16 protein-coding genes are annotated in these 26,586 nt (G+C 71.7%); 5 read left to right on the top strand and 11 right to left on the bottom strand.

The window, feature by feature from the left end; genetic code table 11:
• Positions 1–23: 23 nt before the first annotated feature.
• Both ACSUPV_RS29350 and ACSUPV_RS29345 read left to right on the top strand, forming a co-directional pair.
• A complete protein-coding gene (locus ACSUPV_RS29350; protein ID WP_436948879.1) occupies positions 24–1,946 on the top strand; it encodes a hypothetical protein in 1,923 nt (640 codons plus the stop codon).
• Between the two features lie 93 nt (positions 1,947–2,039).
• The gene (locus ACSUPV_RS29345) at positions 2,040–2,729 is read left to right on the top strand and encodes a TetR/AcrR family transcriptional regulator (RefSeq protein WP_359790617.1); all 690 of its coding nucleotides are present in this window, start codon (positions 2,040–2,042) and stop codon (positions 2,727–2,729) included.
• Positions 2,730–2,735: 6 nt separating this feature from the next.
• Here the strand turns inward: ACSUPV_RS29345 and ACSUPV_RS29340 are convergent, their stop codons facing one another.
• From ACSUPV_RS29340 to ACSUPV_RS29305, 8 genes are all read right to left on the bottom strand, one after another.
• Complete coding sequence (locus ACSUPV_RS29340) at positions 2,736–3,092, bottom strand: 5-carboxymethyl-2-hydroxymuconate Delta-isomerase (RefSeq protein WP_031113973.1); 357 nt, start codon at positions 3,090–3,092, stop codon at positions 2,736–2,738.
• Between the two features lie 27 nt (positions 3,093–3,119).
• Positions 3,120–4,730, bottom strand: coding sequence for a SpoIIE family protein phosphatase (locus ACSUPV_RS29335; RefSeq protein WP_436948878.1), 1,611 nt, complete (start codon positions 4,728–4,730; stop codon positions 3,120–3,122).
• A 78-nt stretch (positions 4,731–4,808) separates the two neighbouring features.
• Positions 4,809–10,205, bottom strand: a complete 5,397-nt coding sequence (gene pulA, locus ACSUPV_RS29330) for a pullulanase-type alpha-1,6-glucosidase (protein ID WP_436948877.1) — start codon at positions 10,203–10,205, stop codon at positions 4,809–4,811.
• Positions 10,206–10,402: 197 nt separating this feature from the next.
• Positions 10,403–11,776 (bottom strand): alpha-amylase, encoded by a 1,374-nt coding sequence (locus ACSUPV_RS29325; protein ID WP_436948876.1) that lies wholly within the window; start codon positions 11,774–11,776, stop codon positions 10,403–10,405.
• Between the two features lie 119 nt (positions 11,777–11,895).
• Positions 11,896–13,623, bottom strand: coding sequence for a glycoside hydrolase family 13 protein (locus ACSUPV_RS29320; RefSeq protein ID WP_382611297.1), 1,728 nt, complete (start codon positions 13,621–13,623; stop codon positions 11,896–11,898).
• 112 nt (positions 13,624–13,735) lie between these two features.
• Positions 13,736–14,644, bottom strand: a complete 909-nt coding sequence (locus tag ACSUPV_RS29315; protein WP_031113966.1) for a sugar ABC transporter permease — start codon at positions 14,642–14,644, stop codon at positions 13,736–13,738.
• A gap of 14 nt (positions 14,645–14,658) precedes the next feature.
• A complete protein-coding gene (locus ACSUPV_RS29310) occupies positions 14,659–15,663 on the bottom strand; it encodes a carbohydrate ABC transporter permease (RefSeq protein WP_037763180.1) in 1,005 nt (334 codons plus the stop codon).
• Between the two features lie 118 nt (positions 15,664–15,781).
• On the bottom strand, positions 15,782–17,050 hold the full coding sequence (locus ACSUPV_RS29305; protein ID WP_037763177.1) for an extracellular solute-binding protein: 1,269 nt from the start codon (positions 17,048–17,050) through the stop codon (positions 15,782–15,784).
• A 388-nt stretch (positions 17,051–17,438) separates the two neighbouring features.
• Here ACSUPV_RS29305 and ACSUPV_RS29300 point away from each other — a divergent pair, with 388 nt between their 5' ends.
• Both ACSUPV_RS29300 and ACSUPV_RS29295 read left to right on the top strand, forming a co-directional pair.
• A complete protein-coding gene (locus ACSUPV_RS29300) occupies positions 17,439–18,482 on the top strand; it encodes a LacI family DNA-binding transcriptional regulator (RefSeq protein ID WP_031113962.1) in 1,044 nt (347 codons plus the stop codon).
• 169 nt (positions 18,483–18,651) lie between these two features.
• Entirely contained in the window at positions 18,652–19,518 is an 867-nt protein-coding gene (locus ACSUPV_RS29295) for a phosphatase PAP2 family protein (RefSeq protein WP_037865625.1), read from the top strand.
• Between the two features lie 88 nt (positions 19,519–19,606).
• Here ACSUPV_RS29295 and ACSUPV_RS29290 read toward each other — a convergent pair whose 3' ends face one another.
• A complete protein-coding gene (locus tag ACSUPV_RS29290) occupies positions 19,607–21,178 on the bottom strand; it encodes an amidohydrolase (protein WP_436948875.1) in 1,572 nt (523 codons plus the stop codon).
• Between the two features lie 26 nt (positions 21,179–21,204).
• Positions 21,205–22,656 (bottom strand): APC family permease, encoded by a 1,452-nt coding sequence (locus ACSUPV_RS29285; RefSeq protein ID WP_436948874.1) that lies wholly within the window; start codon positions 22,654–22,656, stop codon positions 21,205–21,207.
• Positions 22,657–22,833: 177 nt separating this feature from the next.
• On the opposite strand from ACSUPV_RS29285, the gene ACSUPV_RS29280 reads away from it, so the two are divergent.
• Positions 22,834–23,460 carry a TetR/AcrR family transcriptional regulator gene (locus tag ACSUPV_RS29280; protein ID WP_031113955.1) on the top strand — a complete coding sequence of 209 codons (627 nt, stop codon included), beginning with the start codon at positions 22,834–22,836 and terminating at the stop codon, positions 23,458–23,460.
• A 10-nt stretch (positions 23,461–23,470) separates the two neighbouring features.
• Here ACSUPV_RS29280 and ACSUPV_RS29275 read toward each other — a convergent pair whose 3' ends face one another.
• Positions 23,471–26,479, bottom strand: coding sequence for a bifunctional [glutamine synthetase] adenylyltransferase/[glutamine synthetase]-adenylyl-L-tyrosine phosphorylase (locus ACSUPV_RS29275; RefSeq protein WP_436948873.1), 3,009 nt, complete (start codon positions 26,477–26,479; stop codon positions 23,471–23,473).
• Positions 26,480–26,586: the final 107 nt, after the last annotated feature.

The raw sequence follows: 26,586 nt of genomic DNA, 5'->3' as shown, positions 1-26,586 counted from the left end.
GCGATTCGCTCGTTCTGCTGAACGTGCAGTCACAGGATGTCGCCCAGCGCCCCGCACCCCGCGCCCCCGCCGGCCCGGTCGTCGACGTCGAGCAGGCCGAGGCCGCGCTCGTCGAGCACTACCCGCGGCTCGTCCGGCTGGCCTACCTGGTGCTGCCACCGGGCCTGGGCCGCAGCAGGCGCGTGGTGACCGCACACGCCCTGACCCAGCGCGCCCTCCCCCGCAACCGCACCCCGGCCCCGGTGATCCCGGCCCAGTCCACCGGCCGGGACGGCGACCCGGGCTACGCCCTGGTCCGTCTCCAGGTGCTGCGCACGGCGCTGGAGGCCGGGCTGCCGCTGAGGCGCAAGGCGTGGCCCAAGAGGTCCCAGCTGCCGCCGGTGCTGCCGCAGGTGTGGGGCCTGAAGCTCTTCCCGCGCTCGGGCGGCGCCGACGAACTCGCCCTGGACCAGCGGTTGTCCACGCTGTCCGGCCCGGCCCGGGCCGTGTACGCGCTGCGCGGCATCGAGCGGCTGGCGGACGACGACGTGCGCGAGGTCCTCACGGCCGCGGGCGTCGCCGACGCGGAGGGTGCGCTGCTGGAGGCCGACGGGATCCCCGCCCAGTACGGGCTGCTCGACTCCCCCGAGTTCGACCCCTGCTCGCTGCAGGCCCGCCCCACCGACCTGATGCGCCGCCGCCAGCACCTGAAGGCCGCGCTGGCGGCCGGTGCGGCCCTGCTGGTGTGCGGGGCGCTGCTCGGGCTGCCCGGCGAGGGCTGGGGCCCCGAGGGGGCCGCCGCTCCCCCGTACGCGCGGAACCCTTCGGCCCAGGCCGCCCTGGACCCGACGAAGCTGACCCGGGTCCCCCCTACGGCGTGGCGCGGCTCGGCGCGCACCGACTTCTCCGTGTGGCCGGCCCGCGGCGACCTCACCGGCGACAGGGCCCTGCTGCGCCGCGCCCTCGCCGTCTGGGCCCGCCCCGGCGAGACGGTCCAGGTCTCGGTGACGCCCGGCACCCCGTCCGGCGGCCCGGCGGGACCGCCCCAGCTGCTCTACGCGGGGACGGTCGACGCCGCACGCGTGGTGATCCTCTACGACGGTCTGCGGATCGCCCGGTACGCCGAGCCGAAGGACGGCACGCAGGGCGCAGCCCTGGACTTCGCCCGGGTCGACGGGGCCGGCCGGGCCGAGGCGGGCGCGGTCGTCCTGAGCCGGGCCGACGGCAACGCCCGTTATCTGACGGCCCCTTGGGTGACGAAGGCGGGCGAGCGGGATCTGATGAAGCCGGGCTCCGGCGCGATGGACCTCGCCCTGACCGACGGGGTGACGGCGCCGCTGGCCAGCCCGGCCCTGCGGTCCGGCCCCTGCACCTCGTGGAACGTTCTGCAGGTGACCGACGGCAGCAGGACCCGGCTGCTGACCGACCTCGGCGAACTCGTCCCGGCCCGGCTCACGGCCGGCCGGCCCGGCTCCCCGGGCGAGGCCTCCGGCGCCGAGGCGCTGCGCGTCTGGCAGCCGTTCGCCTGCTCGCTGGGCACGGTGCGCTCCGCCGGTGTGCGGACCGTCAACGCCTGGGCGTTCAACGAGCAGCCGCTGCCCGACGCGAGCGGCTCGGCGGCGTGGGTGTGCACGCGGGCCGACACCTGGCGGGGCGGCGGGGCGCGGGTGCTGGCGCAGTTCCACACGCCGGGCGGGAAGTACGGGGCGGTGGCGGCGAAGGCCGAGAACGTCGCGGCGTGCGGGGCGCGTGACCCGCACGTGCTGGCCGGGGTGCTGTGGAAGTCGGAGGCGGGCGACTGGTATCTGCTGGCCGCCGGCAGCCGGGAGACGACCTCGATCCGGGCGACGGGCGGGGTCGACGGAACGGCGCAGAGCAGTCTGCTGACCGTGCCGGCCGAGCAGGGCGCCCAGGCGGAGCTGAAGGGCACCCTGGAGGACGGGCGTTCGGTCGGCGGGCTGCGCTGACCGGCGGTTCTCGCGCTCGCCCGGGAAACCCCGGCGAACACCCGCGATCACTCCGGACCGTTCGAGGCCGGAATCGATCGGTAAGGTGTTCGCATGACTATCGGGGTTCGCCGCAGAATGGGAGTCGAGGAGCGGCGGCAGCAGTTGATCGGCGTCGCCCTCGAACTGTTCAGCCGCCGCTCGCCCGACGAGGTCTCCATCGACGAGATAGCGTCGGCCGCGGGCATCTCACGCCCGTTGGTCTACCACTACTTCCCCGGCAAACTCAGCCTGTACGAGGCGGCGTTGCAGCGGGCCTCGGACGATCTCGCGGCCCGGTTCGTGGAGCCGCACGAAGGTCCGCTGGGGGCCCGGCTGCTGCGCGTGATGCGCCGCTACTTCGATTTCGTGGACGAGCACGGGCCCGGTTTCTCGGCCCTGATGCGCGGCGGCCCGGCCGTGGGCTCGTCGACGACCAACGCGCTCGTCGACTCCGTACGGCAGGCCGCGTATGTCCAGATCCTTTCGCACCTGGGCGTGACCGATCCGCCCGCGCGCCTCGAACTGGTCGTCCGTTCCTGGATCTCGCTCGCCGAGTCGACGGCGCTGATCTGGCTGGACGGCCGGCGCATCCCGCGTGCCGAGCTGGAGGCGCAGCTCGTCAACGACTTCGCCGCGCTGGTCGCCGTCAGCGCCGCCTACGACGAGCAGCTGGCGGCCCTGCTGCGCCGCATGGTCGAGGACGAGCCGGCCGACGGCCCGTTCGCGGACCTGGCCGGCCGGCTGGTGGCCCTGGCGAGCTGAGGCCGCTCAGCTCTCGAACTTCCGGTAGGAGGCGTCCAGTTCGCGCACCTCGGCGGAGGCGTGCAGCACGACCCCCTCGGCGGCCTTCAGGTGCGTCCGCAGCAGTTCCAGGGCGGCCTCGGTGAGCCGGGCCTTGGTCTCGTCGGTGCGCCCGGGGAGCAGGGCGATGTGGACGTGCACATGGGCGTGCCCCTCGGTTTCGGGGCCGACGACGATGTCCTCGGTCGGGCGGAACCGCGTCTTGCACCCGGGCTGCCGGGCGGCCGCGATCTCGACCGTCGCCTCGTGCAGCGCCTTCGCGAACCCGGGCCGGTCGAAGTCGTCCGCGAGGTCGGCGGAATAGTCGACGGTGATCTGCGGCATCAGCACTCCTGTTCTAGGTCCAGGGGCTCACCCTAGTCGCAGGGCCAGCAGGGCGATGTCGTCCTCGCGGTCGTGGCCGAAGCAGCCCAGGAGCACGTCGCAGAGGGCGTCCAGGCCGGTGGGGGCGTCGGCGGCGGCCGCGCGGAGTTGCTCCAGGGAGGTCGCGAGCGGGGTGCCGCGGGTTTCGATGAGGCCGTCGGTGACCAGGAGCAGACGGTCGGTGGGGGTCAGGTGGTGCACGGTCGCCGGGGGCCGTTCCAGGCCCAGCCCGAGCAGCGGCCCGCAGGCGTCGACGTACTGGGCGCCGCCCCCTTCGCGCAGGACCAGCGGGGGGATGTGCCCGGCGTTGGCGATCCGCACCCGGCCGCTGCCGGGGTCGACCAGGGCCAGGCACACGGTGGCCGTGATGTCGGGGTGGTAGCGCTGGAGCATCCGGTCGAGCCGCTCGGCCAGCACGACCGGGTCGCTCTCGTCCACGCAGTAGGCGCGCAGCGCGTGCCGGATCTCGACCATGACGGTGGCCGCGTCCAGCGAGTGCCCGACGACGTCCCCGACCGCGGTGAGGACCCCGTCGCCGGTGCGCAGGGCGGCGTAGAAGTCGCCGCCGATCTCGGTCTGGCGGGAGGCGGGCACATAGCGGACGACGATGTCGACGCCGGGCACGTGCGGCAGCTTGCGCGGCTGGGGCAGGAAGCTGTGCTGGAGGGTGAGGGCCACGTGCCGCTCCACCTGGTAGAGCAGCAGTGGTTCGGCGGCGAGCGCGCTGGCCTGGGCGAGCCGGGCGAGCAGCCCGTCGTCCGCGGGATCCGTGATCGCCGTACGCCGTACGGGCGTGGCCAGGCACACCGCCGTACGGCCGTCCTGGGCCGTCGCCACGGTGAGCCGGGCGTCCTCCTCGACGCCCGGTCGGAATGTCCCGGCCGGCCACAGCGGCGCGGGGACGACGGTGGTATGCACGCCGGTACGGCCGTCCGCGAGCCGGGTGACGAGCCGGGCCGCCGCCTGGTGCGCCTCGCTGTCGGCCGGCGCGAGACGGCCCCGGGCGGCGGCCCGGTACGGCTCCCCGTCCGGGCCGGTCACGAACACCACGGCGGGCGAGTCGGTCAGGCGTGCGGTGCCGTCGGCGGCCGCGGCGGCGAGTTCCCGCGGGCAGCGCGCCGCCTGCACGGTGATGATCGCCTCGGACAGCAGCGTCAGCCGGTGGACGGCGGTCTCGGTGCCCGTGGTGCGGCGCGCCCCGCGCACGGCGGCGCGGACGACGGCCTGGATCTCCTGCGGCTCGGCGGGCACGGTCAGATAGGCGTCCCCGCCCGCGTCCAGCCCCCGGCACCGGTCGCCGGGGGAGGTCGCGGCGGCGGAGAAGTGCACGACGGGCAGCGCGGCCATGGGCGGCCGGGCGCGGAGCCGGCGGCACAGTTCGAAGCCGCTCATGTCGGGCAGGCCCACGTCGACGAGGGCCACGTCGGGCAGGGTGCCGTCCCGCAGCCGGACGTCGAGTTCGACCAGGGCCTCGCCGCCGCTGGCGACCGGCACGACCCGGTGGCCGGCCCGGGTCAGCACCGCGCCCATGGCGTACCGGCTGGCCGCGACGTCGTCCACGACCAGCACGGTGGTCTGCTGCGTGCCGTTGCCGTCCATCTCGAACAGCCCCTCAGGGGCGTGACAGGGGGGTGGGGCAGACCGCGGACACGGCCTGTCCCACCCAACGTAGTGCGGCTATCCGGCGGCCCGGGTGAAGACGGCGACCGTGCGCCCCGGAACGGCGAACGTGCCCGATTCCGCCGCGTAGGAGGAGGACTTGACGGTAGGGTCCGCCCCCGCCGCCTGCACCGGGTGCAGCCGGTAGCCGGCCCCGGCGAGTGCGGGCACGCGCTGCTCCTGCCGCTGCGGGGTGGCGTTGAAGACGACGACGAGGTCGCCGAGGCGCATGGTGATCACGCCGGGTGTCTCGTCCTTGCCGGACAGCGGGAAGGAGAGCCGGGACTGCACCTGCTCGGCCGTGCCGAGGGAGAAGTCCTTCTCGGTGCTGCGGATCCGCAGCAGGTCGCGGTAGGCGGCCGAAGCCCCCTCGATCTGCTCGCAGCCCACCCTGATCCCGCTCAGCAGGGGCTTGGCGTAGGGCCACTTGTCGGCGTTGTCGGCCGCCATGGGCAGCCCGCGGCCGAAGCCGTTGCCGTCCCGGCAGTCCCAGTGGACGGCGTTGAACCAGTCGCCGCTGTCGTAGGAGTTGCGGTCCAGGGACTTGGAGCGGAGCAGGTCGGTGCCCGCCTGCGAGAGGGCCGGGCCCTGGGAGAGGGTGGCGGTCGCCATGGCGAGGACCTGCATCCGGGCCCGGTCGGAGGCGCTCACCGCAGCGGGCAGCTTGAAGGCGAGCGCGTCGAACAGGGACTCGTTGTCGTGCGCGTCGGCGTAGGCGAGGGCGTCGCCGGGGGCGTCCGCGTATCCGGCGGGTGAGCCGTTGTAGTCGACGTCGGAGCCCTTGACCTCCCTGCCGCTGGTGTCGGTGAAGGTGAAGGCACTCAGGTTGCCGGACAGACCCACCTTGATCAGGTCCTGGTAGTGCAGCAGACGGGCCTTCTGCTCGGCGGGAGTGCCGTTGTTCTCGGAGGAGTTGGGCTCGTTGTACAGGCCGGACGCGAAGCCCTGGACGCCGGGGTCCTCGTCGAAGGGGCCGCCGCCGCGCACGGCGTCACGGGCCCGGTCGGAGAAGGTGGCGATGCCGGTGCCGGCCATGTTCTTCTGCGTGGCCTGCACGAACCGGGCGTCGTCGGCGACCTCGCCGAAGTTCCAGCCCTCGCCGTACAGGATGATCTTCTTGCCGTCGACGCCGTCCTTGGCGGGGGTCAGCTCGTCCAGGGCCTTGCGCACGGCCAGGATGTTGGCCTTCGGATGGTGGCCCATGAGGTCGAAGCGGAAGCCGTCGACCTTGTACTGCCTGGCCCAGGTGACGACCGAGTCGACGACGAGCTTGCCCATCATGGCGTTCTCGGTGGCGGTGTTGGCGCAGCAGGTGCTGTTGGCGACCGAGCCGTCGGCGAGGAGCCGCTGGTAGTAGCCGGGCACGATCCGGTCGAGGACGCTCGTCCTCTCCTGGCCGCTGGCCGCGGTGTGGTTGTAGACGACGTCCATGACGACCCGCAGCCCGTCGTCGTTGAGGGCCTTGACCATCCTGCGGAACTCGACCGTGCGGGCCGTGCCGTCCGGGTCGGTGGCGTAGGAGCCCTCGGGGACCGTGTAGTGGTACGGGTCGTAGCCCCAGTTGTAGGCGTCCTTGGCGGCGATCTTCCCGACGCACTCCTGCTGCTTGTGGGAGTCGGCGGGGTAGGACGCGAGGTCGCAGTCGACCTCGGCCTGGTCGGCCCTGCGCTCGGGGATGGTGGCGATGTCGAAGGCGGGCAGCAGGTGCACGTACGAGGTGCCCGCCTTCGCCAGCTCGCGAAGGTGCTTGCTGCCGTCGCTCGCCTTGTCGGTGAAGGCGAGGTAGGTGCCGGGGTGCTTCGCCGTGCGGTCCTCGACGGAGAAGTCCCGGATGTGCAGCTCCTGGATCTGGGCGTCCCGGAGTGGTACGGCCTTGGGCTTGGTGTACGTCGACCAGCCGGCGGGCTTGAGGGCCCTGTCGTCCAGGTCGACGACGAGGCCGCGCTCGGAGTCGGCGGTGAGGGCGACGGCGTAGGGGTCGGTGACCTTGTTGGTGACGACCTCGCGGACGCTGGGCGCCCAGACCTTCACGACGTAGCGGTAGGGCTTGTTCTTCCAGGACGCGGGGCCGGTGACGGACCAGACGCCGGTGGCGTCGTCGCGCCGCATCGGCACGGTGGTGTCGCCGATCTCCAGGGACACGGACTGCGCGGTGGGTGCCCACACGGACAGGGTGGGGCGGCCCTCGGCGAACGTCGGTCCGAGGTCGGCCTTCGTCGCGCCGGAGTACAGGTCGTCGAGGACTCCGGCGAGCTGGACGCCGGTCGCCGCGAGCACGGCTCCGTTGGCGGCCCGCTGGGTGGCGACGACCTGGCCGCGCAGGGCCTCGCGGACCCGGTCGCGGTCACGGGCGTCGACGGTCCAGGCGTCGTACTCCTTCAGGTGCGGGAACTTCTCCTTCTGGGCGTCGGTCAGCTCGCTCCTCGACAGGCGCAGCCACTTCGCGTCACCGGTCAGGGCACCGTCCTCGACCTTGATCGAGCCGTCGCGGGAGTACAGCAGCTGGGTGGAGGCGGCGGCGTCGGAGCCGTTCCAGGCGACGGTGTTCCGGTCGATCCAGACCGCCTTGGAGGTGGTCAGGTCGAGGGCGGCGGCACTGCCCGCGGGCTGCGGGAGCAGGTACTTCTCCTGGCCGCTCACCAGCCACACCTCGTGGCCGTTCGCCTTGAGGTCGAGCGACTGGTCGGTGGGCAGGTCCTTCTCGTCGCCCTTGTGGACGATGTAGCTGAGGCTGGTGGCACCCTCGGTGAGCGGCACCTCGAAGACTGCGCCATAGGAATCAGTCTTGACCGGCTTCAGGGGGTTCGACCAGTCGGTGGGGTTCGCGGCGCCCGTCCAGACGTGCAGGCCCCAGCCGTCGTAGTTCCCGTCGGCCCGGTGGTAGTGCAGGACGGCCTTGCTCTTGTCGGGCGCCGGGTACGCGGGCCGCTCGGTGGTGACGGTCTCCTTGCCCTGCTCGATCCAGATCTCGCCGGTCTTGGTGACGTCGATCGTGCGGTCGGTGGCGACGTCCTTGGTGCCGTCCTTGTCGATGACGAGGAAACCGACGTTCGAGGCGCCGGGCTTGAGCTTGACCCAGGCGAAGGCGCCGTAGGCGTCACGGCCGGTGAAGGGGTGGCTGTCGGGCCACTCGGTGGCCTCGCCCTCGGCGAGGTCGCCCCAGGCGTACAGGCCCCAGTCGGCGTAGTTCCCGTCCGCCCGCTTGTAGTGGACGATCGCGTAGTCGCGGGAGGACGCGGTGGGCGGCTCCTGGACGGGCGGGGTGCCGGTGGTGGAGTCGGCCAGGGCGCTCGCGGTGCGGCCGGCCGAGTCGACCACGACCGCCTTGTAGCGCAGGGCCGTGCCGGGCGGCACGTCCTTGCCGATGGTGTGGGTGACCTTGTAGGGGGCATGGTCGGCGGAGCCGAGGACCCGCCACTTGCCGTTGCCGGTCTGCGCGGCGAACACGACCCGGTTGAGCTGTCCCCCGTCGACGTCGGCGGTGACCTCGACGGTGCCGGTCGCGCCGGCCTCGGGGGCCTTCAGGGTCAGGGACGGTTGGGTGGCGGGCTTCGGGAGCCTGCCCGCCGCCTTCAGGACGATCGCCGAGCCGGCCGGGACCGTCACGGTGAGCTTCCTGTCGCCGTCGCTCCGCGCGGAGGCGTCGGTGCCGTAGAGGCCGCGGAAGGTCATGCCGGCCGAGCCGGTCGCGAAGGTCGCGGTCTTCTCGTCGGCGGCGTTGTTGAAGGCGACGACGTACTCGGTGCCCGTCTTCGCGTCCGTGCGGGAGAAGGCGTAGACGCCCGGGCCGTCGGCCGCGTAGCGCTGCTGCTGGACGCCGTCGGTGAGGGCCGGGTTGGCCTTGCGGAGCTGGGCGAGAGCGCTGATCTGCCGGTAGAGCGGTGCTCTCGTGTCGTAGGCGTCCTCGGCGTGGGTGCGGTCGGTGCCGATCCGGTCGTCGTCGAGGTAGTCGGCGGTGCGGGAGGCGAACATGGTCTGCCGGGCGTCCTTGTCACCGCCCGCGCCGGCGAAACCCTGCTCGTCGCCGTAGTAGACGACGGGGTTGCCGCGGCTGAGGAACATCAGCTCGTTGGCGAGCCGGTCCTTCTTCAGCAGCTCGGCGTCGGAGGCCTTCGGGTTGTCCTGCTTCAGGAAGTACCCGATGCGGCCCATGTCGTGGTTGCCGAGGAAGGTGACCTGCTCGTAGGCGTTGGCCTTGCCGGTCGTGTACTTGTAGTCGTCGCCGAAGACACCCGCGAGCCGCTGGGCGCTGCCGCCCTGGGAGGCGTACTGGCGGGCCGCCTCCTGGAAGGGGAAGTCGAGAGTGGCGTCGAGCCGACCCTCGGTGACGTACGGGGCGGTGACGTCCGTGTCGGCCGAGTAGACCTCGCCGAACATGAAGAAGTCGTCCCGGCCGCGCTTCGCCGCGTACGCGTCGAGGGCGGTGGCCCACTGAGTCCAGAACTCCATGTTGACGTGCTTCACGGTGTCGATCCGGAAGCCGTCGATGTCGAAGTCCCGCACCCAGCGCTGGTAGATCTTCTCCATGCCGCTGACGACCTCGGGCCGCTCGGTCCACAGGTCGTCGAGCCCGGAGAAGTCGCCGTGGGTGGAGCTCTCGCCGGCGAAGGTGGAGTCGCCGCGGTTGTGATACATCGTCGGGTCGTTGAGCCAAGAGGGGACCTTGTTCTTCTTGGTCACCACCGGCGTGCGCGGGAAGGAGTCACGGTCGACCTCGGGGAAGTCCCGCCGCCCGTCCGCGTAGTCGGCGTCGTCGAAGGGCACGCCGTCCTTCGTCAGGTACGGGAAGGCGCCCTTGGAGAGGTAGTCGTAGGACTTCTCCTCGTAGTCGACGACATCGGCCGTGTGGTTGGTGATGACGTCGAAGAAGACCTTCATGCCCTTGGCGTGGGCCTTGTCGATGAGGGTTTCGAGGTCCTCGTTGGTGCCGAAGTGCGGGTCGACCTGGGTGAAGTCGGTGATCCAGTAGCCGTGGTAGCCGGCCGACGCGTTCGCGCCGGTGCCCTGCACGGGCCGGTTCTTGAAGATGGGGGCCATCCACAGGGCGGTGGTGCCGAGGCCCTTGATGTAGTCGAGCCTCTTGGTCAGGCCCTTGAGGTCGCCGCCCTGGTAGAAGCCCTTGTCTGTGGGGTCGTAGCCGGTGGCGAGGCGCGAACCGGTCAGACCGCCCTTGTCGTTGCGGGGGTCGCCGTTGGCGAAACGGTCCGGCAGGACGAAGTAGAACTGCTCACGGGTGGCGTCGTGGCGGGCCGGCTGGGCGGCCAACGCGGCATCGGACGGCGGTGCCGGCGGGGTGGCCGCCCCGGCGGCGAGCGGCTGGACGAGTGTGGCGGCCAGCGCGGTGGCGGTGACCGCGGCTACCCGTCCGGCACGGGCGGTTCGGCACCTGGACGGCACCGGCCATCTCGGTATCACAGATGGGCTCCTAGCGATTTGCGGCTCTCTCGGGTCCGACCCCGCGCGACCGTATCGCCGCCGAAACCCTTACAGCAAGAGTCTTGAAACGACTGGAAAGAACTTTCAACCAGTGGAGTTGGTCCGGCACAGCGGCCCCGGCCGCCGCACGAGGTGGCGTCCGGGGCCGCGCGCACCGCGCACGGGCGTGTCCGCGTCTAGCAGCCGGACTTGCCCGCGTAGATCGCCAGAGCCGTGTTCGAGCCGAGGGTGGCCGTGAACTGCCCGCTGGAGTTCACCGTCACGGTCCTGTTGTTCTGCACATCGCAGTACGTCCCCGCAGGCAGCGACGTCTGATACGTACGGCTCAGCGAACCCGGCTCGTGGTTGATGGCCACGAAGCCCTTGCCGCCCCGGCCGAAGGCGATGGCGTCGCCGCCGTTGTCCCACCAGTTGGTGACCGCCTGGCCGCGGGTGGCGTTGCGGAAGGCGACCATGGACTTGATCTCCGGCCAGTTGTGCTGGCACTTCCAGCCGTCCTGCCAGCAGGCGTTCACCTGGCCGCCGTTGGGAGGCCCGGCGTCGTGGTCGGTGAACTCGTAGCCGGAGTTGATGTCGGGGGCGCCGTAGGGCCAGGCCAGCATGAAGACGTTGGCCAGGGTGTAGGTGGCGCCGTCCTTGTAGCTGAGGGTCGAGCCGTTGCGCTCGGTGTCGTGGTTGTCGACGAAGACGCCCGAGACGCCGCTGTTCATGTACCCCCAGCCCGCGCCGTAGTTCTTCAGGTAGGCGAGGTTCTCGTTGGTGAAGACCCGCTTGAGGTCGTAGGCGTAGCGGAACTCCTGGACGTCGCCGTTGCCGGTGTACTCGGTGGGCTGGACGGCCTCGCCGGCGCCGTGGATGACCTCCTGCTTCCAGTACACCGACGGATTGCTCAGCCGGGACTTGATGTCGGCGAGGTCGGCGGCGTCCATGTGCTTGGCCGCGTCGATGCGGAAGCCGTCGACGCCGAGGGAGAGCAGGTCGTTCATGTACCCGGCGATGGCGCCGCGCACGTAGTTCTCGCCGGTGTCGAGGTCGGCGAGACCGACCAGTTCGCAGCGCTGGACGTTCCAGCGGTCCTGGTAGTTGCTGATCCGGCTCGTGCAGTCGTCGAAGTCGAACGACGAGTACAGGCCGGGGTAGGCGTACTTGGTGTACGACGAGCCGCCGGTGCCGGTGCCGCTGCCCGCCGACATGTGGTTGATGACGGTGTCCACGACGACCTTCACACCGGCCGCGTGGCAGGTGTTCACCATGTTCTGGAAGGCCGCGCGGTCCCCGAGCCGGCCGGCGATCTTGTAGCTGACCGGCTGGTACGAGGTCCACCACTGCGGGCCCTGTATGTGCTCGGCGGGCGGGGAGACCTGGACGTAGCCGTAGCCCGCAGGGCCGAGCGTGGTGGTGCACTCGCGGGCCACGGAGGCGAACCTCCACTCGAAGAGGACGGCGGTGACGTCCTTGGTGCCAGGTGGGGAGGCCTGTGCACTAGTCGGGTTCATGACAACCGCAGCCGCGGCGAGCACGACGGCGGCGGAGAGGTGTCTGCGTGCCATGTGGGGTTTCCTTCTTCGTTGAAGGTTCTTGCTGCAAGGTTCAGAAACCTTGCGGTGACGCAGATAGTAAAGGCCCGCCGCCCGAAAGGGCAGCGGGCCGTACGAAATTCAAAGGAAAATCAGGCGGTGATGGCGCTGACCGGGCCGGTCGCGGTGGTCCACCACACCGTGGTGTCCCCGGGCACCTTCGCCTCGTCGTCGACCAGGACGATCTCGCCGCTCGCGACCAGCACCCGGCCGTACGCCGGCATCGCCACCGACTCCCCGGTGGTGTTCGCGACGCACACGAACTCCCCGCGCCGGAAGGCGAGCACGCCCTCGGGCGCTCGCAGCCACTCCACGGAGTCGCCGGCGCCGAGGTCGGGCTGCTCCCGGCGCACGGCGAGCGCGGCCCGGTACAGCTCCAGCGTCGAGCCGGGCACGCCGGTCTGCGCCTCGACGCTCAGCTCGCCCCACCCCTCCGGCTGCGGCAGCCAGCTGCCCCCGTCGCCGAAGCCGTACGACGACCCGGTCCGGGTCCAGGGGATCGGCACCCGGCAGCCGTCGCGGAAGCCGTCCTGGCCCGCGCCCCGGAAGTACGCCGGGTCCTGGCGCACCTCGTCGGGCAGGTCCACGACGTCGGGCAGACCGAGCTCCTCGCCCTGGTAGATGTAGGCCGAGCCGGGCAGCGCCAGCATCAGCAGGCTCGCGGCCCGGGCCCTGCGCAGGCCCAGCTCCCGGTCGCCGGCCAGCCGGATCTGGGTGCCGAGACCGGGCGGGTTGGCGAACCGGGTGGCGTGCCGGGTCACGTCGTGGTTGGACAGCACCCAGGTGGCGGGGGCACCGACCGGCCGCATGGCCTCCAGGGTGCGGTCGATGACCTCACGCATCTCCTCGGCGTCCCAGTGGGTGCTGAGGTACTGGAAGTTGAAGGCCTGGTGCAGCTCGTCCGGGCGGACGTAGTTGGCGGTCCGCTCGATGGTCGGCGTCCACGCCTCGGCCACGAAGATGCGCTCGCCCGCATACTCGTCGAGGATCAGCCGCCATTGCCGGTAGATCTCGTGCACACCGTCCTGGTCGAAGAACGGCATGACATCGTTGCCCAGCAGCTTCACCTGGTCGTGGGATCCAAGGTCGGGCAGCCCCTCCGCCTTCACCAGCCCGTGTGCGACATCGATGCGGAAGCCGTCGACGCCCATGTCGAGCCAGAAGCGCAGGATGGAGCGGAACTCGTCGCCGACGGCCGGGTGCTCCCAGTTGAAGTCCGGCTGTTCGGGGGCGAAGAGGTGCAGGTACCACTCCCCGTCCGGGACGCGGGTCCAGGCCGGGCCGCCGAAGATCGACTCCCAGTCGTTGGGCGGGAGCTCGCCGTTCTTCCCCTTGCCGGGGCGGAAGTGGTAGCGGTCCCGCAGCGGCGAGCCCGGGCCCTCGGCGACGGCCCGCTTGAACCACTCGTGCTGGTCCGAGGAGTGGTTGGGCACGAGGTCGACGATGATCCTCAGGCCCAGCTGGTGGGCGTCACGGATCAGCGCGTCGGCGTCCAGGAGGTTGCCGAACATGGGGTCGACGGCCCGGTAGTCGGCGACGTCGTAGCCGGCGTCGGCCTGCGGCGAGGCGTAGAAGGGGCTGAGCCACACGGCGTCCACGCCGAGGTCGCGCAGGTAGGGCAGACGGGTGCGGACACCCTCCAGGTCGCCCATGCCGTCGCCGTTGCTGTCGGCGAAGCTGCGCGGGTACACCTGGTAGATCACCGCGTCCCGCCACCAGTCGCGGCGCTTGGCGGCGGCCACGGCGGACGTGGGAGTGGGGGCAGGTGCAGCTGAGTGCTGGCTCATGTCGTCCTTGATGCGTAACAGAGGTGTGGTCATGTGGGACGTGGGTCGTGGTGACGAGGCGGCCGCGGCACAGCGGGGTCGGATGGGCACCGCGGCCGCCTCGGGCTTGTGACGTGCCGTTCGGCGGCGCCCCGGAGGGCACCGGTCACCCCTTCGTGCCGCCTGCGGTCAACCCGGTCACCAGGTTCTTCTGCACGAGGTAGAAGAAGACGGCGGCCGGTATCGCGATCAGCACGGCCGTCGCGGCCATCAGGTTCCGCTGCGCGTCGTGCTCGCTGACGAACGTCTGCAGACCGACGGCGAACGTGTACTTGTCGTCGCTCAGCAGGAACGTCGAGGCGAACGCGACCTCACCGAAGGCCGTGAGGAAGCTGTAGAACGCGGCGACCGCGAGTCCCGGCTTGGCGAGCGGCAGGATGAGCCGCGCGAACGTGCCGAAGGGGGTCAGCCCGTCGACGCGCCCGGCCTCGTCGATCTCGAACGGGATGGTGTCGAAATAGCCCTTCATCAGCCAGGCGCAGTACGGCACGATCGTGGTGCAGTTGACAAGGATGAGACCAAGGTAGCTGTCGATGAGCTGCAGATCCGAGAGGATCTGGTACATCGGCACGATCAGTACCGCGATGGGGAACATCTGGGTGACGAGCAGCACCCACATCAGCTTCCGGTAGCCCGGGAACCGCATGCGGGAGACCGCGTAGCCGGTGGACGCGGCGACGACGACGCCGATGAGCGTCGTGCCCAGCACCACGACCAGCGTGCTCTTCAGCCAGTCGAAGAAGCTGGTGTCCTGAAGGACGAACGCGTAATTGTCGAACGTCATCTTGCCCCAGATGCGCCCGGGGTGGAGGTAGTCGTCCTTGTCCGGTCCGAGGGACAGGAAGAACAGCCAGGCGACCGGGAAGAGCGCGGTCAGGCTCGCGACGATCAGCACGGCGTGCGAGGCGAGGGTGGCCGCGCGGCTCTGCCCACCGCGCCGGCGCGTCCGGGCGGGGGCGTTCGCCGGGCGCCGCTCGGTCGCCGGGGCGGAGTTCTCGACGGTGGTCGTACTCATTTCGGACTCCTGCCTCAGATCGCGAGCTGCTGCTCGTTGCGGTTCAGCCAGCGGCGGTAGAAGGAGGTGAAGACGATCAGGATCGACAGCAGCAGGATCCCGTAGGCGGCGGACTGCGCGTAGTCGCGCGGCTGCTGTCCGAAGCCCAGCTGGTAGGCCCAGGTCACGAGGATCTGCGCGTCGGGGGCGGTGTTGCCGAACAACAGGAAGATGATGGCGAACTGGTTGAAGGTCCAGATGACGCCGAGCAGGACGACCGTGGTGCTGACGGACCTGAGGCCGGGCAGGGTGACGTACCGGAAGCGCTGCCAGGCGTTGGCGCCGTCCATCTCGGAGGCCTCGTACAGGCTCGCGTCGATCGACTGCAGGCCACCGAGGAGCGAGACCATCATGAACGGCACGCCGCACCAGGTGTTGACCATGATCGCGGAGAACCGCTGCCAGAAGGTGTCCTCCAGCCACGACGGCGTCGGCAGGTGCAGGAACTCCAGGCCGCTGTTGATGATGCCGCCGTCGGCGAGCATGAACCGCCAGCCGAAGACAGTGACGAAGGTGGGCACCGCCCAGGGCAGCACCAGGATCATGCGGTAGAGGGTGCGGCCGCGCAGCTTCTGGTTGAGCAGCAGGGCGAGGCCGAGCCCGATGCCGTAGTGCAGGGTGACACAGGCCGCCGTCCAGAAGATCGTCCACAGAAAGTGCGACCAGAAGCGGTCGTACGACGTCGGGCCCCACAGGATGTCGGCGTAGTTGTCCAGGCCGATGAACTTGTAGGTGGCCTCGATCTCGTTGACGCCGATCGTGCGGGCGGTGTTGAGGCTGGTGGCGTCGGTGAGGGTGAGGTACAGGCCGTACCCCAGTGGGTACAGCACGAGGACGCCGAGGACGATCACCACCGGGGCGATCATCGCGTAGGCGTACCAGTGCTTGTGGAAGCCGTTCTTCAGCCGCTGCACCGGTCCGGGCCGTGGTGCCCGCTCACCGCGCCGCTTGCCGGTCGCTCGGTCGATGGCGACTGTCATGGTTCGACACCTTCTGGAAGTTCAAGGAGTTCAGGAGGGCTGCCCGGGCCGCGGGCGCAGACCGGTGGCCGCCGGATCCCCTCCCCCATGACCGGGGGATCCGGCGGCCACGCGGCGGTCACTTGCTGTAGTCCGGCACCAGCTTGGCGATGGCGGTCTCGGCGTTGCCGAGGCCCTTGTCCAGGGACTCCTTGCCGCCCGCGATCTTGATCAGCTCGTCGTCCAGCGGGCCCCACAGGGAGCTGTACTCGGGCAGGGCCGGGCGCGGCTGGGCGGAGGACAGCACGCCCTGGTAGCCGGCGATGCCCGGGTCGGCCTTGACCTCGGCGGTGTAGGCGTCCTCGCGCGTGGGCAGCGTGGAGTTCTTCAGCGCGATGGTCTCCTGGGCCTTGGCCGAGGTCATGAACTTCACGAACTTCAGCGAGGCCTCCTGGTGGGCCTTGTCCGAGCCCGCGTACACCGAGAGGTTGTGGCCGCCGGTCGGGGCGCCCGCCTTGCCGGTGGAGCCGGCCGGGACGGTGGCGATGCCGAGGTTGTTCTTGTCCTTGAAGGCCGAGCCCTTGTAGAAGTTCGTGATCTCCCACGGGCCCTGGATGATCGAGGCGACCTTGCCGCTGACGAACGCCTCCTGGATGTGGGCGTAGGCGTCGGCGGTGGTGTCGGCCTTGTGCAGGCCCTTGCCGGAGAAGAGGCTCTGCCAGGTGCCGTAGGCCTTCTTGGCCTCGGGCGAGGTGACGGTGATCTTCTTGGCGTCGACGTCGACGGTGTCGGTGCCCTCGCCGTAGAGGAAGGACTGGGCGTAGTAGGCCTGGGTGGAGCCCCAGTAGCCGTCGACGCCGGTCTTGTCCTTGATGGTGGCGGCGGCCTTCTTCAGGTCGTCCCAGGTCTTGGGCGCCTCGACGCCGGCCTTCTCGAACAGTTCCTTGTTGTAGACGAGGGCGAGGGTGTCCGTGGTGAAGGGGACGCCGTAGGTCTTGCCCTCGTATTTGGCCTGCTCGATCAGGCTGGGCTGGAACTTGTCCTGCTCGGCGAGGGCCTCGGTGCCGTCCAGCGGCGCGAAGAAGCCCTTCTTGGCGAAGGCGGGGGTCCAGCCGACCTCGGAGCGCAGCACGTCGGGGGCGCCCTTGGAACCGGCGGCGGTGTCGAACTTGTTCTGCGCCTGGTCGAAGGGGACGTTGACGTACTTGACCTTGATGTCCTTGTTGGCGGCCTCGAACTCCTTGACCAGGGCCTGGTACGTCGGCGCCTCGTTGGTGGCGTTGGAGGTGTCCCACCAGGTGATGGTGACCGGGCCGCCGGCCTCGTCGCCGCTGTCGCTTCCGCCGCACGCCGTCGCCGCCAGGGCGAGGGACGCCACCAGCGCGGTGGCCGCTATGCCACGCCGCATGAGTTCTCCTTGAGGGTGAAGCCCGTTGTGCTGCCGACTGCGCCGTTGGCGGCCGGGCGTCGGTGAGATTAGCCGCGCCTCAACGACTTGCGAAAGACCTTGCAGCAAAAAGATGCAAGCGGTGCGGATGGTTATCCCGCCGTGACCTCCCCTCGATCGCCCTGAGGCCTTGATTTACCGCTGTTCGGCAGGGAGTCGGACAGTTGTGCAAGACTCTGCAAGCACTTGCCATCCGTTGCCGCCGGGGGAATCATCCGTTGCGGAGCGGACGCCGACACGACTTCAAGGGACCGCGATGACCAAGCAACCCGCAGCGGGCCGTGCGCCGGCCCGCACCCGGCGTCCCGTCGGTGTGCAAGCAGAAGTCCGGCCGCTACAGTCCAGTGCTGTGACCACACGGCTTGCGGACATCGCTTTGCAGGCGGGGGTGAGCGAAGCGACCGTCAGCCGCGTCCTCAACGGGAAGCCGGGCGTCGCCGCCACCACCCGCCAGTCCGTGCTGGCCGCCCTCGACGTGCTGGGCTACGAACGCCCGGTGCGGCTGCGGCAGCGCAGCGAGGGCCTGGTGGGCCTGATCACCCCGGAGCTGGAGAACCCGATCTTCCCGGCCCTGGCCCAGGTCATCGGCCAGGCGCTGACGCGGCAGGGCTACACGCCGGTGCTGGCCACCCAGACCCCGGGCGGCTCGACCGAGGACGAGCTGACCGAGATGCTCGTGGACCGCGGGGTCGCCGGCATCATCTACGTCTCCGGGCTGCACGCGGACACCACCGCCGACATGCAGCGCTACGACCGGCTGCGCGCGCAGGGCGTGCCCTACGTACTGGTCGACGGCTTCTCGCCGAAGGTGCAGGCGCCGTTCATCTCCCCCGACGACCGCGCGGCGATGACCCTGGCGGTCACGCACCTGGCGTCCCTGGGGCACACGCGGATCGGGCTGGCCCTGGGGCCCAAGCGGTTCGTGCCCGTGCAGCGCAAGATCGAGGGGTTCGTGCGGGCGATGCAGGACCAGTTGGGCCTGGGCGCCGAGGCCGTCGAGTCGGAGCTGGTGCAGCACTCCCTCTACACGCTGGAGGGCGGGCAGGCCGCCGCCACCGCCCTGATCGAACGGGACTGCACGGCCGTGGTGTGCGCCAGCGACATGATGGCGCTGGGCGCGATCCGGGCGGCGCGACAGCGCGGCCTGGAGGTCCCGAAGGACATCTCCGTGGTCGGCTTCGACGACTCCCCGCTGATCGCCTTCACCGACCCTCCGCTGACGACGATCCGCAAGCCGGTCCCGGCGATGGGCCAGGCGGCGGTGCGCACGCTGCTGGAGGAGATCGGCGGGACGCCCGCGCCGCACAGCGAGTTCGTGTTCATGCCGGAACTGGTGGTGCGCGGTTCGACCGCTTCGGCGCCCGGGGACCGCGGGGATCGCGGACGTCCCTGAATCATCTGATCACTCCTGAATCGTCCGTCTCGTCCTCAGGGTGGAGAACCGCGCCCGTGTGCCCTGCGCCGGTAGGAGGGGACGGGGTCGTTCCGCCGTAGAACATGCGGTTCGGACCAGACCGGAGGATGATCGGTGGGACAGGGCTTTTCTGGCAGACTTTGTGCCTATGGCTGACACGACCGTGACGACGCCGGAAGGCCGGGAAGCGGCCCTTCCGCACCCCGTCGCGGCCGAGACGGGGCCGGGTCCCCTGCGCCGGCTGCGCACCCCGCGCCGACCCCGCTTCTGGTTCGAGATCCTGCTGATCGCGGTGAGTTACTGGACGTACTCGCTCGTCCGCAACGCCGTGCCCGAGCAGAAGGCCGAGGCCCTGCGCAACGCCGACTGGATCTGGAAGGCCGAGCACCACCTGGGCATCGCCGTCGAGGTGTCGGTCAACCACGCCGTGAACTCGGTGACTTGGCTCATCGTCGGCATGAACTACTACTACGCGACGCTCCACTTCGTGGTCACGCTGGGTGTCCTCGTGTGGCTGTACCGTCGCCATCCCGGCCGCTACGCGGCCACGCGGCTGGTGCTGTTCGCGACGACCGCCGTCGCCCTGGTCGGCTACTACCTGTATCCGCTGGCGCCGCCGCGGCTGATGAACGGCGGCGACTTCATCGACACGGTCATGGTCCACCAGACCTGGGGGTCGATGGCGTCCGGCGACCTGAAGCACATGTCGAACCAGTACGCGGCGATGCCGTCGATGCACATCGGCTGGTCCTTGTGGTGCGGCCTGACGATCTTCGCCCTGGCGACGATCCCCTGGGTGCGGGTGCTGGGCCTGCTGTACCCGGCGCTGACGCTGGTGGTGATCGTCGCCACGGCCAACCACTTCTGGCTCGACGCGGTGGGCGGCATGCTGTGCCTGGCCTTCGGGTTCGCGGTGGCGACGCTCTGGTACGGCAGGCAGCCGTACGCACTGCCGCAGCGAGTACCGGCGCGGGCACGCGGGACCGGGCGGCCGCTGCTGCCTACCAGGGTCTGAGCCGCGGCCCAGGGCTAGACCGCCTCCCAGGGGCCGACCCGCCGCCCGGCGCCTGCCGTGTCCCGAGGCCGAGTCGGACGCCGGTGACTCACGCCCCCCGGTACACGACGTGCCCCCCGGTCACCGTCAGTCGCACCGGCGCCTCCGTCACCTCGTCCGCCGGGGCGGCCACCGGATCCACGCCCAGCGCCGTCAGGTCGGCCCGGTGGCCGGGGGTGATCCGCCCGGCCACGTCCGCCTCCCCCGCCGCCAGCGCCGCGTGGGTGGTGCAGCCCTCCAGCGCCTCCAGACCCGTCAGCCCGGCCCGCGCCGCCGCCGCGCCCCGGGGCGCGCGGGCCGTGGCGAGCACGGCGCGGGCGTCGTAGTGCGCGATCGGCCAGTCCGAGCCCAGGGCCACCACCGCGCCCGCGTCCCGCAGGTCCCGCAGGCGCCAGGCCCGGCCGGCCCGCCCGGAGCCCAGCCGCCGGGACCACTCGTCGGTGCCGTCGGCGCGGGTGTACGCGGTGTGCGGCGGCTGCATGGACGCCGCCACGCCCAGCCGCGCGAAGCGCGGCAGCAACTCGTCCGGCACCGTCTCGATGTGCTCGATGCGGTGAACCCCGCGCCCGCCGGGCCCGAGCCCTTCCACCACGTCCAGGACGTGCCGCACGGCCGCGTCCCCGATGGCGTGCGTGGCCGTGCGCACCCCGGCCGCGTGCAGGTGCCGTACGGCGTCGGCGTACGCCTCCGGGTCGGGCCAGAACGCCTCGGTGCCCTGGCCGTGGCAGTCGGCGTGCTCCAGCCAGGCGGTGCCGCCCTCGACGGTGCCGTCCATGAAGAACTTGACCCCGCCGGTCCGCCAGTGGCGTCCGCCCCGGCCCTGTGCGGCGACCAGTTCGTCCAGGGCGGCCCGGTCGGCGCCCGGCATGCACCAGGGCGCGAACCGCAGGCGCAGCGGCAGCACCGTCTCGCGTGCCACGGAGTCGATCAGCTCCGGGTCGCCGGCGTCCATGACGTGCGCCCCGGTGAGACCGGTCGCGGCCATGGCCGAGAGCAGCTCCACCAGGCGGGCCCGGCGGGCGGCGTACGACGGCCGGGGCGCGACCCCGGCCACCAGGTCCATCGCCGCGTGCTCGACGAGGTGCCCGGTGGGCCGGCCCGAGGGGTCGCAGACGACCTCCGAGCGCTGGGCGAAGTCCCGGGGGCCCCGCACCCCCGCCGCCGCGAGGGCCGGGCCGGTCGCCAGGGCGGAGTGGCCGTCGTAGAGGCGCAGGAAGGCGGGGGTGCCGGGCAGGACGTCCTCGATGAGGTCGCGATCGACGGGGCGGCCCTGGAAGGCGTTGTGGTCGAGGCCGAAGCCGAGGACCCAGCCGTCGGTGCGCTCGGCGCCGGCGAGGGCGGCGCGCAGACCCGCCAGGTCCGTCACCGCCGACAGGTCCGTGCCGGTCGCCATGTCCAGGCCCCACACGGGGTGGCTGTGCGCGTCCACGAGGCCGGGCACCAGGTGCGCGCCGTCCAGGTGGACGACCTCGGTGCCGGGTCCGCGCCAGTCGCGCACGTCCGTCTCGTCGCCGACCGCCGAGATCACCCCGTCGCGCACGGCGACGGAGGTGGCGTACGGGCGGTCGGGGTCGAGGGTGCGGACCTTGGCGCCGGTGAGGACCAGATCGGCGGTCGGCATGCGGTGAACTCCCTTGAGAAGTGCGGCTATTCGGCGGGTTCGGCGGCGAAGTCGGCGTAGACGTCCGGGCGTCGCGCGCGCAGCCACCACGCGAGGACCAGGCCGACGGCGAACACGGCCGGGGCCGTGACGACCAGGACGGTGTTGACGGTCGCGCTCGCCCCGGTGAACAGGTCGATGTGGTCGACGACGAGGACGATGGCCGTGGCGAGCAGGACGGCCGCCGTGACGGGCGCGATCACCGTCCGCAGCACGCCCTCCCGGTGGGGTATGCGGCGGAAGTAGCAGGGCACGGCGATCGCGGCGAGCAGCTGGAGCAGGAACAGACCGATCATCCCGGGGGTGTTCACCCACAGCAGCAACTGGCCGTACGGGTCGGCGCCGGCCGCGGCGAAGGCGAGGACGACGACCGCGCCGAGGGCCGTCTGGGCGAGGCCGGCGACGTACGGGGAGCCGTGCCGCGGGTGGATGCGGCCCAGGGCCTTGGGCAGCACGCCCTCCTCGGCGAGGGCGAGGGTGTACCGGTTGATCGCGTTGTGGAAGGCGAGCAGCGAGGCGAGGACGCTGGTGACGATGAAGACGTGCATCAGGTCGGCCGCCCAGCCGCCGACGTAGGTGGTGATCGCGGCGAAGAACAGCTCGGCCGGGTTCTTCCCGGCGGCCGCGACGATCCCGGCGTCGCCGAAGGCCTGGATGACGGTCCAGACGATGAACGCGTAGAACAGGCCGAGGAATCCGACCGCCAGGTAGGTCGCGCGGGGCACCGTGCGCTGCGGATCGCGGGCCTCACGGCGGTAGATGACGGTCGACTCGAAGCCGGTGAACGCGGCGAAGGCGAAGGCGAGGACGGCCGCGGTGCCCGGGACGAGGACGTTGCCGGGGTCGAAGGAGGTCAGGGACAGGCCGTGCGCGCCGCCCTTGAGCAGGACCCCGCCCGCGAGGAGGACGAGGATGCCGGTCTCGGCCACGAGCAGCACGCCGAGGACCTTGGCGCCGAAGTCGATCGAGCGGTAGCCGCCGTAGCCGATGAGCAGCAGGCCCGCCAGCGAGATCGGCAGCCAGGGGAGGTCCGCGCCGAACAGGGCGCGTGCGGTGTCCTGCGTGGCGCTGCCGAGGAGGCCGTAGACACCGGTCTCCATGCCGTTGTAGCCGACCAGGGCGAGCAGGGCGGCGCCGATGCCGACGGGGCGGCCGAGGCCGCGGGTGATGTACGCGTAGAAGGCGCCGCCGCTCCGGACGTGGCGGCTCATGGTGGTGAAGCCGACGGCGAAGACGGCGAGGGTGAGGCCGGCCAGCAGGTAGCCGACCGGGGCGCCGACGCCGCCGAGCAGGATCGCGAGCGGGGCGACTCCGGCCATGACGGTGAGCGGGGCGGCGGCGGACACGACGAAGAAGGCGATGTCGGCCGTGCCGAGGGAGCCGGAGCGCAGGGTCGCCGTGGCGGGCGGGGTGCGCTCCCCTGAGGTGGTGACGGACATGGGCAAGCCCTTCGAGCGGCGGATGAAGAGGGAATCCGGGCGTGCGGGATCGCCGCCGGAGCACCGGGGAGCCGCTGCGGGCAGCCGGTGGCCGGGCCGGTAAATCTAAAGCCTTTCGGTTTTGGCAATGTAGCCTCTACCTCGGCATCCGGGAAGACCTCAGGGGGACCACCGACCATGGGACGGCCGCGCACACCGCTCCTCGACCGCGAGCGCATCGCCACGACGGCACTGGACATCGTCGACGAGCGTGGCGACTTCAGCGTGCCGCAGGTCGCCAAGCGGCTCGGCGCGCAGACCGGCTCGGTGTACCACCATGTGGACGGCCGGGACGGCATCGTCGAGCTGCTGCGCGAGCGGGTGGCCTCGGTCATCGACCCCGCGACCCTCGATCTGCGTCCCTGGGACGCGGCCCTGGAGGCCTGGGCCCGCTCCTACCGGGCCGCGTTCGCCGCGCACCCCAAGGCGATCCCACTGCTGATGACGTCCCCCGTGCGGGCGCCGCGGGTGCTGGAGCAGTACGAGCGGGCGGTGACCCTGCTGCTCGACGCGGGCTTCGCGCCGGCCGAGGTGATGCCCCTGCTCACGGCCCTGGAGAACCTGGTCCTCGGCTCGGCCCTCGACCTCGCGGCGCCCGAGACCATGTGGGAACTGACGGCGTCCGCGACGACCCCGCGGCTGGCCGAGGCCCTGTCGGCGTCCAGCGAAGGGCGGGCGGACCGGGCGTTCGAGGTGGGACTGACGGCGTTCCTGGCGCACGCCCGCGAGCTCAGGGCCAGGGCTCAGCGCTCGGCCACCCCGTAGATCCGCCGGCTCAGCGCTCGGCCACCCCGTAGAACAGCTCCTCCACCACGGCCCGCGCCCTGCGGGCCGTCCGCCGGTACCCGTCGAGCATGTCGCCGGCGTGACCCGGGCCGTAGCCCAGGTACCGTCCCACGGCGGCCAGTTCCCGGGAGTCCGTGGGGAACGTGTCCCCGGCCCGGCCGCGCACGAGCATCACCGCGTTGCGGACGCGGGTCGCGAGGACCCAGGCCTCGTCCAGGATCGCCGCGTCCTCGTCCGTGATGAGCCCGGCCGCGCGGGCGGCGGCCAGGGCCTCGCGGGTGCGGGTGGTGCGCAGGCCGGGTTCCTCGGCGCCGTGCCGCAGTTGCAGCAACTGCACGGTCCACTCCACGTCGGACAGGCCGCCCGGACCGAGCTTGGCGTGCAGCTTCGGGTCGGCCCCGCGCGGCAGCCGCTCGGACTCCATCCGGGCCTTCAGCCGCCGGATCTCCCGCACGGCCTCCTCGCCGAGCCCGTCCGCCGGGTGGCGCAGCGGGTCGATCAGCTCGATGAACCGGCGGCCCAGGTCCTCGTCCCCGGCGACGGGTTCCGCCCGCAGCAGCGCGTGCGACTCCCACGTCAGGGACCACCGGCGGTAGTACGCCTCGTACGACTTGAGTGTGCGCACGAGCGGCCCGGACTTGCCCTCCGGGCGCAGGTCGGCGTCGATGAGCAGGGGCGGGTCGGCACTGGGGATCTGGAGCAGGCGGCGCATCTCGGAGACGACCTTGTTGGCCGCCTGGGAGGCCTCCCGCTCGTCGACACCGTCGCGCGGCTCGTGCACGAACAGCACGTCCGCGTCGGAGCCGTAGCCCAGTTCGTGGCCGCCGAACCGGCCCATGCCGATGATCGCGAACCGGGTGGGCAGCTCGTCGCCCCAGCCGTCCCGGACGACCGCGCGGAGCGTGCCGGCCAGGGTCGCCGCCGTCAAATCCGACACCGCTCCCCCGACCCGGTCCACGAGGGCGCCCTGGTCGGCCTCGGCGGGCTGCTCCTCGGTGCCGTAGGAGCCGACGATGTCGGCGGCGGCCGTACGGAACAGTTCGCGGCGGCGCACCCCACGGGCGGCCGTGACCGCCTGGGCGGCTCCGTCGGCCCGGTTCACGGCGGCGAGTATCTCCTGCTCCAGGTGGGCGCGGGACCTCGGTTCCAGCCCGCCGCCGTCCCCGTCGCCGAGCAGCGCCACCGCCTCCGGGGCGCGCATCAGCAGGTCCGGCGCGAGGCGGCCGGCGGACAGCACCCGGGCGAGGTTCTGCGCGGCGGCGCCCTCGTCCCGCAGCAGCCGCAGATACCAGGGCGTCTTGCCGAGCGCGTCCGACACCTTGCGGAAGTTGAGCAGACCCGCGTCCGGGTCGGCCGAGTCGGCGAACCAGCCCAGCATGACCGGCAGCAGGGTGCGCTGGATGGCGGCCTTGCGGGTGACGCCGGAGGCCAGCGCCTCCAGGTGGCGCAGCGCGGAGGCCGGGTCGTCGTAGCCGAGGGCGACCAGCCGCTCCCGGGCCGCCTCGGCGCTCAGCCGGGCCTCGCCGGTGGCGAGTTGGGCGACCGCGTCGAGCAGCGGCCGGTAGAACAGCTTCTCGTGCAGGCGGCGTACGACGGTGGCGTGCCGGCGCCACTCGCGGTGCAGGTCGGCGACCGGGTCGGTGCGCAGGCCGAGGGAGCGGCCGATGCGGCGCAGCTCGGCCTCGTCCTCCGGGACGAGGTGGGTGCGGCGCAGCCGGAACAGCTGGATGCGGTGCTCCATGGACCGCAGGAAGCGGTACGCCTCATCGAGCTGCGCGGCGTCGGCCCGGCCGACGTAGCCGCCGGCGGCGAGGGCCTTGAGCGCGTCGAGCGTCGTGCCGCTGCGCAGCGAGGTGTCGGCGCGGCCGTGCACCAGCTGGAGCAGCTGCACGGCGAACTCGACGTCCCGCAGGCCGCCCGGGCCCAGCTTCAGCTGGCGGTCGACCTCGGCGGCGGGGATGTTCTCCACGACCCGGCGGCGCATCTTCTGCACGTCCGGGACGAAGTTCTCCCGCTCGGCGGCCTTCCACACCAGGGGCTGGACGGCGGCGACGTACTCCTCGCCGAGGTCGAGGTCGCCGGCCACCGGGCGGGCCTTGAGCAGCGCCTGGAACTCCCAGGTCTTCGCCCAGCGCTGGTAGTAGGCGAGGTGGCTGGAGAGGGTCCGCACGAGCGGGCCGTTCCTGCCCTCGGGCCGCAGGTTGGCGTCCACGGGCCAGATGGAGCCCTCGACGGTGGTCTCCGAGCAGATCCGCATCATGTGCGAGGCCAGCCGGGTCGCGGCCCGGATCGCCTTCGTCTCGTCGGCCCCCTCGACGGCCTCCCCCACGAAGATGACGTCCACGTCGGAGACGTAGTTCAGCTCGCGGCCGCCGCACTTGCCCATCGCGATCACCGCGAGCCGGCACAGCGCGGCGTCCCCCGGCGCGGCGTGCTCGGCCAGGGCGAGGGCGGCGCGCAGGGTGGCGGTGGCGAGGTCGGCGAGCTCGGCGGCGGACTCGGCGACACCGGTCGTGCCGCACACGTCCCGGGCGGCGATGGACAGCAGGCAGCGCCGGTAGGCGACGCGCAGGGAGACCGGGTCGGTGGCCTCCGCGAGCCCCGCTTCGAACTCCTCCACCCCGGGGTGCAGGTCCCGCGACTCGTACGTCACGAGGGCCTGCCAGTCGTCCGGGTGGCGGGTGAGGTGGTCGGCGAGGGCGGTGGAGGCGCCGAGCACGCCGAGCAGCCGGTCGCGCAGCGGCTTGGCCGCGATCAGGGTGTCGAGCAGTTCCCGGCGGGCGCCGTTGTGCGGCTGGGCCTCCAGCAGCCGCACCAGGCCGAGCAGCGCCAGATCGGGGTCGGCGGTCGCGCCCAGCGCCTCCAGGAGGACCGGGTCGTCCCGCAGCGGTGCCAGCTCGACGCTGTCCAGGAGCCGCTCGGCGGCGGAGGCGTCGGTGAAGCCGTGCCGCAGCAGCCGTGTGAAGGTACTGCTCCTGCGCCCCGGGGCCGCCGTCATCCGGGCCTCCCTCGCACTCATTCTCGGGTTTGCATCGGATCAAGGTCGTACGGCTTTGAGCCTAACCGCAGCGGCCGGGGGGAGCTCCGATGAGTTCGGCGGGCGGA

Source organism: Streptomyces sp. SudanB52_2052 (genome assembly GCF_964272415.1).
GTDB classification, from domain to species: Bacteria; Actinomycetota; Actinomycetes; order Streptomycetales; family Streptomycetaceae; genus Streptomyces; species Streptomyces olindensis.
Note: the sequence above shows the minus strand (reverse complement) of the source record. Positions and strands in the feature narration are given on the sequence as shown.

Coding starts and splice junctions, on each gene's coding strand:
- ACSUPV_RS29345 (WP_359790617.1), top strand. CDS start 2,040: ATGACTATCGGGGTTCGCCGCAGAATGGGAGTCGAGGAGCGGCGGCAG.
- ACSUPV_RS29340 (WP_031113973.1), bottom strand. CDS start 3,092: ATGCCGCAGATCACCGTCGACTATTCCGCCGACCTCGCGGACGACTTC.
- ACSUPV_RS29335 (WP_436948878.1), bottom strand. CDS start 4,730: ATGGACGGCAACGGCACGCAGCAGACCACCGTGCTGGTCGTGGACGAC.
- ACSUPV_RS29325 (WP_436948876.1), bottom strand. CDS start 11,776: ATGGCACGCAGACACCTCTCCGCCGCCGTCGTGCTCGCCGCGGCTGCG.
- ACSUPV_RS29320 (WP_382611297.1), bottom strand. CDS start 13,623: ATGACCACACCTCTGTTACGCATCAAGGACGACATGAGCCAGCACTCA.
- ACSUPV_RS29315 (WP_031113966.1), bottom strand. CDS start 14,644: ATGAGTACGACCACCGTCGAGAACTCCGCCCCGGCGACCGAGCGGCGC.
- ACSUPV_RS29310 (WP_037763180.1), bottom strand. CDS start 15,663: ATGACAGTCGCCATCGACCGAGCGACCGGCAAGCGGCGCGGTGAGCGG.
- ACSUPV_RS29305 (WP_037763177.1), bottom strand. CDS start 17,050: ATGCGGCGTGGCATAGCGGCCACCGCGCTGGTGGCGTCCCTCGCCCTG.
- ACSUPV_RS29295 (WP_037865625.1), top strand. CDS start 18,652: ATGGCTGACACGACCGTGACGACGCCGGAAGGCCGGGAAGCGGCCCTT.
- ACSUPV_RS29290 (WP_436948875.1), bottom strand. CDS start 21,178: ATGCCGACCGCCGATCTGGTCCTCACCGGCGCCAAGGTCCGCACCCTC.
- ACSUPV_RS29285 (WP_436948874.1), bottom strand. CDS start 22,656: ATGTCCGTCACCACCTCAGGGGAGCGCACCCCGCCCGCCACGGCGACC.
- ACSUPV_RS29280 (WP_031113955.1), top strand. CDS start 22,834: ATGGGACGGCCGCGCACACCGCTCCTCGACCGCGAGCGCATCGCCACG.
- ACSUPV_RS29275 (WP_436948873.1), bottom strand. CDS start 26,479: ATGACGGCGGCCCCGGGGCGCAGGAGCAGTACCTTCACACGGCTGCTG.